Raw genomic sequence first — 13,303 nt, forward strand, 5'->3', positions numbered from 1 at the left:
ATCATTATTTTTTACCCGGGCCTAAAAACGAGGCCTTTCTAATTTACAGGCGCTCATTGCCTGATTCAAGAGCGGTTCCACTTTTGGTCCCGGTTTTACCCTTGTCGATATCATCATTTATATCAAATAAACACGAAAATAGCAGTTAAATCTTTTCCCGGTACTCGACGCCCCGGTAGTACTGCATTTGCCGGTTAATTTTCTTTCGCGTAAAAGGCCTGAACAACACCATATCCACTGCCAGTATAGCGGGCGAAGCCACCAGCAATGCAATAGCAAGATAATACTTATATGCAACAAGTATCTGTTTCCTTTTATCAGGAAACTTGTTGATGATATCTACCCACTTCTGAAATATTTTCCCCGCCTTTCTTTCAATGAACATCAGCGAATATTTTACAGGTGCGGCGCCTTGTTTTACCAGGTCGGCCTGGAGGCCGCTCCAGTTACCGGTCCTGAGATAGTCCCTCACGGTCGACCCGAATTTAGAAGCGCCGGCGATATCTTTTTCAGAAACACCGGGTTTAGGAAACACGCCCCACTTGCGGTCTTTCCTGCCGGTTCCCAGCCAGTGAAAGATCGTGAAGTAGCTCAAATGATTCGGATTGCGGTCTACCAATGCAATGTTACCAACGAGTGCTGCTCCCGCTGCTGCTAACAGCTTTTTATTTTTTTCCTGGGCATTGAGCCACATATTCCGGCAGCCACTGATCGTGATGACCGGGGTTCCTTTCAAGATACCTTTGAACTTTTCGTCCTGTAATATCGAGTTGAAGGGAATACTGGGCGACAAATTCCAGGGCTGCCAGCCCAGCACGATGAGGTCATATCGTTCATCATTCGTGGTCCAGGGCTGCAAAGGCGTTGGGATCACTTCCACCGATTCGGGCACCGTGTCAAAAAACACGGGGATCGTCCAGGGAAAGGGAAATTCACGGACAGGCCGGATTTGCAGGTATTCGACATCGTTACCATCGGCCGCTATCGGGCGCAGGAACTGATCCACGATGGCCTTGGTCTGGCCGGATTGCGAAAAATAAACTGCTAATACTTTCTTTTTCATCCGTATATTATTTTATTGGCATCCTTGCTGCAATTTTTATCACCGATGCCCGCCTGAATGAGTCACTCAGGAAGGCCCGCCCGGGTGTCTGGTTCCGGCAGGAAATGACGCCTATTCCTCCCCTGCGTGAAAATTTACCATGCTTCGTTTAATAGTTTTTATTGCAATCCAGCCAGGGCTTTGGATGTTTTGCTATACGCCAGGACGGCCTTTTGAACAACAGCCTCCAGGGATTTATATCCTGATCTTATTACCCTCGCGTCTTCCGAAAGGTTTTTATTATATCCCACGATCTTGGGAGCATTTTCCTGTATCATGAGCCTTAAAAATTTGTACTCGATATTTCCAGGCTCGGCATGGATCGCTTTCTCCAGCAGGGCATGGCCTTTCTTAAACATCGATAATTTTTGCGCAGGCGCCTTTTGTGTGGCCGACTTGCGCATCAGCAAAGCTCCCTGGTAGGCATTTTTATCGCTGCCGGGGAAATTTTTTACCAATTCGAGTTGCTGGTTCCACGACGCAACGCTTCCTGAAGCCATGGCGGCGTAAACCGCCTGTTTGCCAGCGGCTTTTTGAGCACTGGCTGGGCTACAAATCAGCATCAAACCCATAAGGATACATGCTGTGAAGATGGTCATACACTTCATAAGGTGTGCAAATTTAATCATTCTAAATCTTTTCTCAGGTTTAAAGTATGGTGAAAAAATATAATGTATAAATGGTACTATCTTTGTCTCTAACATTTTATTAACTAATCCTCTAAATAACTTCACTTTTTGCCGTTGAAGCCGTTTAGACTAAACTACTATAAGATGAAAAAAATTATCTTATGCGTTGCCTCTCTATGCAGCCAATTTTTCGTTAACGCACAAAGCGATTATAAAAGTGCGATTGGTATCAGGGTTACTTCCCACTTTACTTTTGACATGGTAGCCCTGTCATACAAAACGTTTTTGTCGGACCATAATGCCATTGAGATCAATGCAGGCTTTGGTGGCAAGGAAGTGTTCGTGCCTATGACAGGCGGGCGGATGGATTATTCCCCCGGGATCAGCCTCTCCGGATCCTACCAGTACCATGAAGACATTTACACCGAGTCTGATCAGCATCTGCGCTGGTTTGCAGGAGGGGGGCTTAACCTGTTCAACACTTTTTCCGATAATGAGGCTTACAGTGGCTTCGGAACGGCCATTTTCGGAACGGCCGGTCTCGACTACAAGTTTAAGGCAGCTCCTGTCAACCTCTCTTTCGACTGGCGTCCGTCGATCTATATCATTTCTCCATCGGAATTTCTTCCGCTGCAGATCGGTACGCTGGGCCTTTCCGCGCGGTATACCTTCTAACGATGGGTTAAAATCTCCGGCATCCTCTCAATTAGAATGCTGATCTGGGCATTTCGTGCTTATTTTTGACGCCGGTGATCGTAAAGCAGAACATACCCGGGGATATAAGCCAGACTTTTAATGATTTAAAAGTTTGTGTATTGATTCCCACTTACAATAATGCGGGAACTCTTGCCCGGGTGATTGAAGATGTATCAATCTACACTTCCAATATCATCGTGGTCAATGACGGCTCAACAGACCCAACTGCTTCCGTGATACAGACTTATCCGCATCTGACCGTCATCTCTTACACGTCCAACAAAGGAAAGGGATACGCTTTGCGCCAGGGTTTTAAAAAAGCCATGGAGCTTGGCTACGAATATACGATCACCATCGATTCTGATGGCCAGCATTTTGCCAGTGATCTTCCGGTATTTATCGACCGCCTGCAATCGGAAGGGCCTGCGCTCATCATGGGAGCAAGAAATATGGACACGGCCGATAACGTGCCTGGAAAAAGCAGCTTTGGACACAAGTTCAGTAATTTCTGGTTTAAAGTAGAAACTGGTATTGAGCTGCCGGATACGCAGACCGGCTACCGGTTATACCCGCTGCAGCCGCTGCGCCGGATGAAGTTCTTTACCCGTAAATATGAGTTCGAGATCGAGGTTATTGTTCGGCTTGCCTGGGCAGGCGTAAAGGTCACCAGTGTCCCGATCACCGTTTATTATCCACCTGCGGGTGAACGAATCAGCCACTTCCGGCCTTTTAAAGACTTTACAAGGATCAGCATCGTCAACACGGTATTGGTCACGATTTGCTTTTTCTATATCTGGCCGCGCAATTTTTTCAGACGGTTTTACAAGAATAAGAACTGGAAGCAGGAGCTGAAACAAATGCTGCTGAAGCCGGGAGAGTCTGATATCGCGAAAGCGAATGCCATCGGTTTCGGTGGCTTTATGGGTATTGTGCCCATCTGGGGCTTCCAGCTGCTAGTGGGTGTCTTCCTGTCTCACCTGATGAAGTTGAACAAAGCGCTTTTTGTGCTGGCGGCCCATATCAGCATTGCACCGATGATCCCGCTGATCGTTTTCCTGAGTTATAAGATGGGCAAGCCTTTCATGGGCGATAAAGCGGTGGACATATCGCTGGATAAAAAACTGACGCTGGCCAGGATCGGTCAAAACCTGGAACAATATATTTATGGAAGCCTGTTGCTGGCAGTGATCGTAGGGGCGTCCTTCTGGCTGCTCACTTTGTTATTTTTGAAATGGCGTAAAAGCAGCAAACGATAATTTTGAGCGGGATGCAAAAATTGTTCACAGCCATATATGATTTTTTTCGAAGCAACAGGATGGCCTGCTACCTCATCTTTTTCTGTTCTTTGGCGCTGTTTGTATTTTTTTCTTTTCGCGTCCGGTTCATAGAAGACATTTACGCGATCATCCCGAAGGATAACAAAACCGAAAAGCTTACCCAGGTTTTTGAAAATTCAAAATTCGCTGATAAGCTGGTGGTGATGATTTCTCTGAAAGATTCCAACGCCGCAAAGCCGGACCAACTGGTCACTTACACGGATGTGTTTGCGGAAAAGCTGCAACAGCGCGCCGCTCCCTATATCAAAAATATCCGTTACAAAATCGACGAAGCGTTCACTTATGCGCTGTTTGAAACCGTTCAAAATCATCTGCCGGTATTCTTAACAGACGAAGATTATGATAAGATCGATACGCTGCTGCAGCCGGAAGAGCTTGCCAAATCTTTGAGCCGGAGCAGCTCGATACTGGGTATCCCGGCCGCGAACCCGATTAAGAACGTAGTGCTCAATGATCCGTCCGGTATTTCTTTCCTGGCATTGAAAAAGTTGCAGCAGCTGCAATATGAAGACAACTTTACACTCTACCAGAATCATTTCGTTACAAAAGATAAAAAGACAGCGCTCCTTTTTATAACACCCGCTTTCACGGCAGGCAACACCCGGCAGAATGCCCGGTTGTTTAACACAATGGACCGGCTCACCGACTCGCTCAGCCGGAAATATCCGTCGGTAGCTTGCCAATATTTTGGTGGCGCCGTTGTGTCAGAAAATAATGCCAGCCAACTAAGAACGGACACTTTGTTCACACAGGGGATCACGGTGCTTTTCCTGGTGGTCTTCCTCGGGTTATATTTCAGGAAGAAGAGAGCGCCACTGCTCGTGCTGGTGCCGGTGATATATGGTGCAGCTTTCGCACTCACAGCTATTTATTTTATCAAAGGAAGTATTTCGGTGATCGCGCTGGGCACCGGTTCCATCGTGTTGGGAATCGCGGTTAATTATTCGTTGCACGTGTTTAATCATTACCGGCACGTAGGGCATGCGCGGACCGTAATTCAGGATCTTTCTTTCCCGTTGACCATCGGCAGCATGACCACCATTTTAGGCTTTTTCAGTTTGCAGTATGCTGCTTCAGATATGCTGAAAGACCTGGGTTTGTTTGCCGGTTTTAGTCTGATAGGTGCTGCGTTGTGCTCTCTCATTTTTTTACCGCAACTGATACCGGCGCAGCAGCCCTCCACCCGCGTTCGCCACTCCTGGATCGATAGGCTCTCGGCAGTAAGACTGGAGGGCAATAAATGGATTGTAGCCGCCATTATCCTGGTCACGATTGTGTTGTATCCGCAAGCTCGAAAAGTAGGATTTGAACCGGACATGATGGGGCTGAATTATATGTCGCCCCGTTTGAAAGCAGCCGAGGCAAAGATGAACCAAATCAGCGGGGCTGCTGTGAAATCGATCTACGTGGTAACGGAAGGGGAAAACCTGGACGCGGCTTTGCGTGGCAATGAGCAGCTTCAACATACGGTAGATGCGCTTAAAGCAAAAGGGAAGATCCAAACCAGCTCGGGTGTGTTCAACTTGCTGATGTCAGACAGTCTGCAGGAAGCGAGGATCAGGAAGTGGAATGCTTACTGGAACGGCAACCGAAAGCAACAGGTGATGGTGAGCATGGCAGCGCTGGCACCTTCTACCGGCTTCACCAGTGCTGGCCTGGAAAACTTTTCAGCGCTCCTGCACCGGAGTTATGCTCCTGTGCCGTTAAGCAGCCTTCAACCGCTGCGCACTTCCTTCCTGGACGATTATATTACAGAGAAGGCCAATGAGTCATCGGTAGTGACATTGGTTAAGGTGCCTGAATCTTTTAAAGGCGAGGTGATCCAGTCGTTAGAAAGCCAACGAGGAGCCACGGTGCTGGACCGTCAATATATGACCATGCGGCTGACGCAAATGGTCAACGAAGATTTCAATCGTATCGCATGGACCATTTCCGTCATCGTAGCAGTTGTATTGCTGCTGACGTATGGCAGGATCGAGTTGATGCTTATTTCCTTTGTGCCCATGCTGCTTAGCTGGATATGGATACTGGGCATCATGGCGCTGTTTGGCATTCCGTTCAATATTGTAAACATTATTATTTCCGCATTGATCTTCGGATTGGGGGATGATTACAGTTTGTTCGTGATGGATGGTTTATTGAATGAATACAGGACCGGCAAAAAGAACCTTGCGTCCTACAAGTCGTCTATCCTTTTATCTGCTATCACGACCATCGCAGGATTGGGGGTGCTGATCTTTGCCAGGCACCCCGCGTTAAGATCTATTGCTTTTATTTCTGTGACCGGCATTCTTTGTGTCGTGATCATGTCGCAGATCCTGATCCCTTTTTTCTTTTCGTTGGTGATCAGAAACCGCATTGATAAAGGGTTACATCCCTGGACGCTTTGGAGTTGGAGCCGTTCCGTTTTTTCTTTTTTGTATTTCGGAACCGTGAGTGTGCTGCTTACGATCATCGGGTTCTTTCTTATCAAACTGAAAATCATTGGCCGAAAAAAAGGCAAGTATGTTTATCATTATCTGTTATCCAGGTTCTGCATGTCGGTGCTTTACATCATGGGCAATTTTAAGAAGCGGCAGATCAATCCTGACAATGAAAATTTTGAACGACCTGCTGTTGTGATTGCCAATCATCAATCCTTCTTAGATATTTTGCAAATGGCGATGCTCAACCCGCGGTTGATACTGCTCACCAACCGGTGGGTATGGCGGTCGCCCGTATTCGGCTGGGCCATCAAGATGGCTGATTTTTATCCAGTGGCCAATGGAGTCGAAAACAGTGTGGACCTTTTAAAAGGCCAGGTAGACAAAGGATATTCTATTGCTGTATTTCCCGAAGGCACGCGTACCTCACAGGGCCCGATGAAGCGTTTTCATAAAGGGGCGTTCTACCTGGCTGAACAGCTGCACCTGGATATCGTGCCTGTCCTTTTTCATGGCCTGGGCTACACCATGAGCAAGGGTGATTTCCTGTTGAAGAACGGACCCATTACCGCCAGCTATCTGCCGCGTATCAAAGCCGATGATCTCCGCTGGGGCGCGACCTACCAGGAAAGAACCAAATCGATATCGAAATATTTTAAAGAGCAGCATCAGGCGCTGACAAAGCAGTTGGAACAGCCTGCTTACTTTAAGGAACATTTATTCTTCAATTACATTTATAAAGGACCGGTGTTAGAATGGTACCTCAAGATCAAGCTCAGGCTTGAAAATTACTATCAGCCTTTTCATGAGTTGTTGCCGGAACGGGGAAACTTCCTGGATCTTGGCTGTGGTTACGGGTTTATGAGCTACATGCTGCATTGGTCCAGCCAGGGACAGCGCCGCTTTACCGGCGTCGATTATGATGAAGAAAAAGTGTTAACGGCTCAGCATTGTTTCAGCCGAACGGAGGCGCTGCATTTTATTTGTGAGGATGTTGCTGCCTTTTCATTAGACCGATATGACGGCGTGATCATCAGTGATGTGTTGCATTACCTGGAACCTGCGCAACAGCAAAGTCTTATCGCACGTGCCATTGACAGCCTGTTACCGGGAGGCGTATTGATCATTCGTGACGGCGACGCTGATCTTAAACAAAAACATAAAGGAACTGCATTAACTGAAATCTTTTCTACCAAGATATTTTCATTCAATAAGACCCAAAACGAATTGCATTTTCTTTCCGGCCGTATGGTTGAAAGTATTGCGCATGACAAAGCTGCTCATTGCCGCCGGATCGATCACACCCGGTACACGTCCAACGTGATGTGGGTAATTACCAAAACCTGAACCTTGAATAGCAAACCCGCCCGAAATGGTCCTCTAAGGGCCTGTATTTCAATGTATATAACGATCATATCCATGCACTTATCGAATATAATCATATTCTGATCGAATTTAATATGATCTGCCCCGGCTCCCGAAATACATTTGCGCCACACAAAATCTAACTAAAATGAAAAGGATACTTTTATTGGTAGTCCTGGCCATCGTTGCCCGCCATAGCAGGGCACAGGACAGTTGTACAGACGTGCACACACTAGACACTGACTTGAAAGTAATATCGGCACAACGTACAAGAAATTTCCAGAAAGATGATGTTATTCTCAAAGAAAAAGCCGTTACCATCAACGGTGTATCTTATGATGCGATCTTCACCATTATCCGAAAACGATTAAGCGGTGGCGGTAGAGTATCGTTATCAGAAACGAATGGCACCCCTCATTTCAAACTGTCAGGAACACATGCTGAAAACAACCCTTATGTCATGTACAATCTCAGGTTGGTGCAGCAGGGAAGCGCAACGGCGACGAATCCTTCAGGAGTTTCTGTTGCTTTAAGTGATATCGATCTGTATCTTCCCGATGTAGATGGAACCATTAACGACAGCCGGTGGTATGTAGACATCGTGGGCTACAAAGCTACCGGTGGTATTGCGCCAACAGTAACATCGGGCAGCGGACTTTCCAGGCAGGATTTTTTTAACAACACATCAACGGGTGCTCAAAAGACCATCTCGGAGACGTCGGGGTTTATAAAATATAGATCCGAGGTGCCGACTGAGGACTATTCAGACAATTTTCTCGAGTTCAGGTCTGAAGAAGACCCGTCAGCCACCAGCTATGCGGTAAGCCTGAATTTCAAAGAATTTCCGATCACGGGAATTGATCTGTTGTTTGGCGTCACTTCAGATCCCGATAAGGCAAAAGACGGGGTGACGCAAGGGCTTGCCAACCGCACTTTCTTTCACGGTTTTACTATTACTGAATGTACAGCAAACACGACCTCTCTTGACGCTATTTTTGGTAATCTGACAGCTATCCTGAAAAATAATGAGTTGAATGTTAAATGGAAGACCTTAAAGGAAAGCAATAGTGATCACTTCATTGTTGAAGTATCCAAAGACGGGAAAGCCTTTACCCGCCTGGCTTCTGTCGCATCGCAGGCAGTGAATGGATCTTCTGATAGTGAGATGCATTACCATTTTTCAACCAGTTGGAAAACGGTGGCTTTGGGCGCCTTATTTCCTGCACTGCTGTTGTTAGCCTTTCCTGTTGGTGGCAGAAAGGCAAGGTGCTTGTCCCTTTGCGGTGTGATGTTGATCATCGCTGCTTTTTATTCCTGCAATAAAAAAGAGATGGGATCACTGACCCATCATGAAACCGTATTTGTAAGGATCGGTCAGGTAGATAAAGACGGAGCAGTACATTATTCGAAGGTGGTAAAGATCTTTAAATAACCAAGCCGCAGAGAAAGGGTTCTATCAAAAACTACGGGAAATAAGAAGCCCTGCCAGCAATAAGCGACAGGGCTTCTTGTTATATAAAATGCACTATTTCTTTGATGTTGCTGTTTTGCTTCTATCGTACTGGCAGCAAGCTGGAAGCTTTTTATAGCTCTTGTCATTAGCTTTCGCTCCAGAATTATCATATCCCGCGTCTGCGATCTTTTTCTGGATCTTTGAAAGATCGGTTTTCTGATCTTCAAATTTTACGGTCATCTTTTTGGTGTCTTTATTCCACTCGGCAAAAGCGGCGCCGGCATCCATAGCCGCTTTTTCAATGGTCTTTTTACACATGCCGCAGTTGCCGGACACTTCAAACTGTTCCGTTTTTTCGGTTTGTCCCCAGGCAGTACCAGAGATAATAGTGAATAAAGAAGCGAATAAAAATAGTTGTAAGCTTTTCATTTTGTATAATTTTTTTGTGTGTTGAATTCATGGCGATCTGAAGATCTTCCATGTTTGATTTGAGTAAATACAGGGGCAGCATACGACGCAACGCGAAGCATTGCATGTTAACCGTTTCTGCAATAAAAGAAGGGAATGCCTGATGGGTACTATATTCTGAACACCTCGTTCTTAATGTAAATGGCGGTATCAGCCAATGGTGGCGGCCGGTCCATATGATCGAAACGGTAAACGCCGTTTTGGAGTTTAGTTAACAGGAAGTCGGTTATTAAGTAAGGGAGACCGGTGGCAATAGACACATGATAGGAAAGCGCCGGCACCTTGTTGTGATCAGACGAAACTTTCAGCAATGTTTCCTTGTCTTCGCAACAGCCGTTCTTTTCTTTCTTCATGCCGCACTTCCCGCATTTCTTTTCAGCAGCAGTGAAAAGCGATACGGAAGCCAGCCGATCCATACAATAATGGGAAACAGCTACTACACCCGTTGTCATCAACAGGTAGCAACATAGAACAAGATATGCAGCCGTTTTCTTCATGTGCGTCACAAAAATAGTGAGAATCCTTTTTGGGTTTTGTTAAAATACGATCATTTCCGCGAATTTTGCCATGATCAATGGTCCCCGATTCCAGATATGACGTTGTAATAATAGGTAGCGGCCTTGGCGGTCTTCTATGCGCCAATTTACTGGCGATGAAAGGCATGAGCGTATGTGTGTTAGAAAAGAACAAACAGGTCGGAGGCAATCTGCAGACCTTCTCTCGCGAGAAGCTGGTCTTTGACACGGGGGTGCATTATATCGGCGGACTGGAAAAGGGTCAAACGCTTTACCAGATCTTTAAGTATGTGCATCTTATGGATCAGTTGAAGCTCGAGCGAATGGATACCTGCTTTGACAAAGTGCTGATCGAAGGCGATGAGGCCGCCTACTGCCAGGCCCAGGGTTACGACGCGTTTATTCATTATCTTTCTGCATCCTTTCCCGGAGAGCATCAAAACATCGTTGATTATTGTCAGCGAGTGAAAGATGTATGCGCTTCGTTTCCATTGTATAACCTGAACAGTAATTCGCAGTCAGGATCGAACTACCAGGGAAATGACCAGAGCGCTGCGGAAGTGATTGCTTCCTTCACGGAGAATAAAAAGTTACAGGCAGTGCTGGCAGGCAATAACCTGTTGTATGCAGGACAAGCGAGTGTGACGCCCTTCCACGTACATGCACTGATCACCAATAGTTATATCGAAAGCAGCTGGAAATGCGTCGGTGGCGGATCGCAGATAGCTAAAATATTAGCGGCACGGATTCGTCAATATGGCGGAGCGATCTTCCGCAACTGCGAAGTGACCGCTATTGAAGGAGAGAATGGAAGCATCACGGCTGTAACCACAGCAGGCGGGCAACCATTTCATGGAACTTATTATATCTCTGACATACATCCCACTGCGACGCTGTCGATGACGCGTTCTTCACTTATGGGTAAGTTGTACAAGAAGCGCATCCGGGAACTGAAACAGACCGTCGGCTCTTTCTCTCTCCACATCGTGTTGGAACAGGGAATGGTTCGATACGAGAAATGTAATTATTATTACCACAAGCAGGAAGACGTCTGGCATCAGAGTGATTATGATGATGATAACTGGCCGTTGGGCTATGGGTTATATTTTACAGAAGACAAGAAACGTCCGGGCTTTGCATCTGCTGTTTCCATACTCACAACGATGAAATATGCAGACGTGGCCCCATGGGCTACGACCTACAATCGCGTAGGAAAGGAACAGGACCGGGGCGCCGCTTACAATCAGTTCAAGGAACGGAAAGCCGTTACTCTGATCAGGTTGCTGGAGCAACGGTTTCCGCATATTGTACAGCATATCAAGAGCTATTATGCCTCAACTCCGCTGACGAACCGCGACTATATCGGCGATATCGAAGGAAGCATGTATGGTATTCAGAAAGATTATCGTAATCCGCTGTTGACGATGATCAGCCCCAGGACAAAAATTCCTAACCTGTTCTTAACCGGGCAAAATTTAAATTTGCACGGAATATTGGGCACCTCTTTAAGTGCTGTGTTGACCTGCATGATGTTGACAGGAGATGAGGGGCTGATAGAACAGATCCGGAAGGCATAACTTCTGAGTGCCGGAAATTCAGGTGCGCGGGTCGCATCAAGTATAAAAAGATAACAATGAGCAAAAGATTTTGGAGAAGACTGTTACGGGTTCTGGGAGTGATCGTATTGCTCTTTGGATTGCTGTTTGCTTACCTTGCCTGGGTGTCCCGGATGGACCCGCCCAAGGTGAAAGATGCATCCGCCCTCGATTGGAGAAGGGTGGAGCAGGATACAGGTCTGTACACTATCCATAACAATTGGTTCCGGAAAAGCAACTCCGGTCTTTATGAAATGTATGTGGAAGGCACGGCTTTTGAAAGAGGCGCGATCAATGGTAAGCTGAGCGAAGAGCTGGTGAAAAAACAGGAAGATTATTTTAGCGAGCAGATCAATAAAATGATTCCCTCGCGCTTCTACCTGCATTTCCTGAAGTATTTTATCGGGTGGTTTAACCGGAACTTACCGGACCATGTCACAGACGAATATAAGCAGGAGATCTACGGTGTGTCTCGATCTGCTTCAGAAGGATATAAATATATCGGCACCAAATACTCGCGGATCCTGAATTATCATGCGGCGCATGATATCGGCCATGCCCTGCAAAATATGATGCTTGTGGGATGTACGTCTTTCGGCACCTGGGGAAGCGCATCGGCTGACAGTACGATGATCATCGGGCGGAACTTTGATTTCTGGGTGGGAGATAATTTTGCCAAAAACAAGATCGTTGAATTCGTCAACCCTTCCAGCGGTTATAAATTCATGAGCGTGACCTGGGGTGGTTTTATTGGTGTCGTATCGGGCATGAATGAAAAGGGAATCACAGTGACGATCAATGCAGCCAAAAGCAGCATCCCTTCCGGGTCCGCCACGCCGGTGTCTTTGGTAGCGCGCGAGATCGTTCAGTATGCAAAGAACATTGAGGAAGCTGTGGCCATTGCGCGGAAGCGGAAAATGTTTGTCAGCGAATCGTTCCTGGTGGGATCGGCAGCGGATAATAAAGCGGTGATCATTGAGAAGACGCCCGACTCGCTGGCGGTGTACGACCCGAACCAGAATGCGATCTTATGTACCAATCATTTTCAAAGCAAATCATTCTGGAACAGTGAGTCCAATATAGAGCAACGGGAGAACAGTGCTTCCGTATACCGCTATCAGCGCCTGACCGAGCTGTTGCAACAGAATGGCAAGAATACCGTCGAGAAGACCATCAATATACTGAGGGATTACAAGGGCCTGAAAGGCACAGATATTGGCCTGGGTAATGAGAAGGCCGTCAACCAGTTCATCGCACACCACGCGATTGTGTTTGAGCCGCAAAAGCTTCGTGTGTGGGTCTCTACAGCCCCCTGGCAAATGGGACAGTTTGTTTGTTATGATCTCAATAAGGTGTTTGCCCTGCAGGGGCTTAAGGAAAACAAAGAGATCTATGAATCCGAGCTGAATGTGGCTGCCGATCCATTTATTTACACTCCTGACTTTAAACGGTTCGAACAATTCCGCACGAATAAGCAAACGGCCATGGACGGTTCGGATATAGTGCCGGATAGTATCGTAGCGCATAACCCGGGCTATTATAACAGCTATGTCATCGCCGGAGATTATTGTTACCGGAAAAAGGACTACGCAAAGGCGTTGGCCTATTATCGCAAGGCACTGAAGCTGGAAGTCGCTACCGTTGCAGAAAGAAAACACATTGAAGAACGGATCGAAGAAATTCAGCGGCTATAAAAAACCCGGCATTAGAACCGGGTCTT

10 protein-coding genes are annotated in these 13,303 nt (G+C 46.7%); 6 read left to right on the plus strand and 4 right to left on the minus strand.

All coding sequences use genetic code 11. From position 1 onward, the window contains the following. Positions 1-145 precede the first annotated feature (145 nt). Positions 146-1,063 (minus strand): hypothetical protein, encoded by a 918-nt coding sequence (locus ACU37H_RS12130; RefSeq protein WP_472704087.1) that lies wholly within the window; start codon positions 1,061-1,063, stop codon positions 146-148. 158 nt (positions 1,064-1,221) lie between these two features. Beyond that, entirely contained in the window at positions 1,222-1,710 is a 489-nt protein-coding gene (locus ACU37H_RS12135) for a hypothetical protein (RefSeq protein ID WP_472704085.1), read from the minus strand. 165 nt (positions 1,711-1,875) lie between these two features. Here ACU37H_RS12135 and ACU37H_RS12140 point away from each other — a divergent pair, with 165 nt between their 5' ends. From ACU37H_RS12140 to ACU37H_RS12155, 4 genes are all read left to right on the plus strand, one after another. Then, positions 1,876-2,406: a hypothetical protein gene (locus ACU37H_RS12140; RefSeq protein WP_472704084.1), complete on the plus strand. Its 531-nt coding sequence runs from the start codon at positions 1,876-1,878 to the stop codon at positions 2,404-2,406. A gap of 140 nt (positions 2,407-2,546) precedes the next feature. Further along, positions 2,547-3,683 carry a DUF2062 domain-containing protein gene (locus ACU37H_RS12145; protein WP_472704082.1) on the plus strand — a complete coding sequence of 379 codons (1,137 nt, stop codon included), beginning with the start codon at positions 2,547-2,549 and terminating at the stop codon, positions 3,681-3,683. A gap of 11 nt (positions 3,684-3,694) precedes the next feature. Further along, positions 3,695-7,534, plus strand: coding sequence for a 1-acyl-sn-glycerol-3-phosphate acyltransferase (locus tag ACU37H_RS12150; protein WP_472704081.1), 3,840 nt, complete (start codon positions 3,695-3,697; stop codon positions 7,532-7,534). A 166-nt stretch (positions 7,535-7,700) separates the two neighbouring features. Continuing rightward, positions 7,701-8,984: a hypothetical protein gene (locus ACU37H_RS12155; RefSeq protein ID WP_472704079.1), complete on the plus strand. Its 1,284-nt coding sequence runs from the start codon at positions 7,701-7,703 to the stop codon at positions 8,982-8,984. A gap of 93 nt (positions 8,985-9,077) precedes the next feature. On the opposite strand, the gene ACU37H_RS12160 is transcribed toward ACU37H_RS12155, so the two are convergent. Continuing rightward, positions 9,078-9,434, minus strand: a complete 357-nt coding sequence (locus tag ACU37H_RS12160) for a heavy-metal-associated domain-containing protein (RefSeq protein WP_472704077.1) — start codon at positions 9,432-9,434, stop codon at positions 9,078-9,080. Between the two features lie 149 nt (positions 9,435-9,583). Continuing rightward, on the minus strand, positions 9,584-9,970 hold the full coding sequence (locus tag ACU37H_RS12165) for an HYC_CC_PP family protein (RefSeq protein ID WP_472704075.1): 387 nt from the start codon (positions 9,968-9,970) through the stop codon (positions 9,584-9,586). Positions 9,971-10,047: 77 nt separating this feature from the next. Between ACU37H_RS12165 and ACU37H_RS12170 the strand changes: the two genes are divergently transcribed. Both ACU37H_RS12170 and ACU37H_RS12175 read left to right on the plus strand, forming a co-directional pair. After that, positions 10,048-11,565 (plus strand): phytoene desaturase family protein, encoded by a 1,518-nt coding sequence (locus ACU37H_RS12170; RefSeq protein WP_472704074.1) that lies wholly within the window; start codon positions 10,048-10,050, stop codon positions 11,563-11,565. A 56-nt stretch (positions 11,566-11,621) separates the two neighbouring features. Further along, entirely contained in the window at positions 11,622-13,277 is a 1,656-nt protein-coding gene (locus tag ACU37H_RS12175) for a C45 family autoproteolytic acyltransferase/hydrolase (RefSeq protein WP_472704072.1), read from the plus strand. Positions 13,278-13,303 lie beyond the last annotated feature (26 nt).

It is taken from the genome of Niabella sp. ZPM-14, assembly GCF_055693045.2.

Bases quoted from the DNA above. Each gene is read 5' to 3' on its own strand.
- ACU37H_RS12130 (WP_472704087.1), bottom strand. From the start codon at position 1,063: ATGAAAAAGAAAGTATTAGCAGTTTATTTTTCGCAATCCGGCCAGACC.
- ACU37H_RS12135 (WP_472704085.1), bottom strand. From the start codon at position 1,710: ATGAAGTGTATGACCATCTTCACAGCATGTATCCTTATGGGTTTGATG.
- ACU37H_RS12140 (WP_472704084.1), top strand. From the start codon at position 1,876: ATGAAAAAAATTATCTTATGCGTTGCCTCTCTATGCAGCCAATTTTTC.
- ACU37H_RS12150 (WP_472704081.1), top strand. From the start codon at position 3,695: ATGCAAAAATTGTTCACAGCCATATATGATTTTTTTCGAAGCAACAGG.
- ACU37H_RS12155 (WP_472704079.1), top strand. From the start codon at position 7,701: ATGAAAAGGATACTTTTATTGGTAGTCCTGGCCATCGTTGCCCGCCAT.
- ACU37H_RS12160 (WP_472704077.1), bottom strand. From the start codon at position 9,434: ATGAAAAGCTTACAACTATTTTTATTCGCTTCTTTATTCACTATTATC.
- ACU37H_RS12165 (WP_472704075.1), bottom strand. From the start codon at position 9,970: ATGAAGAAAACGGCTGCATATCTTGTTCTATGTTGCTACCTGTTGATG.
- ACU37H_RS12170 (WP_472704074.1), top strand. From the start codon at position 10,048: ATGGTCCCCGATTCCAGATATGACGTTGTAATAATAGGTAGCGGCCTT.
- ACU37H_RS12175 (WP_472704072.1), top strand. From the start codon at position 11,622: ATGAGCAAAAGATTTTGGAGAAGACTGTTACGGGTTCTGGGAGTGATC.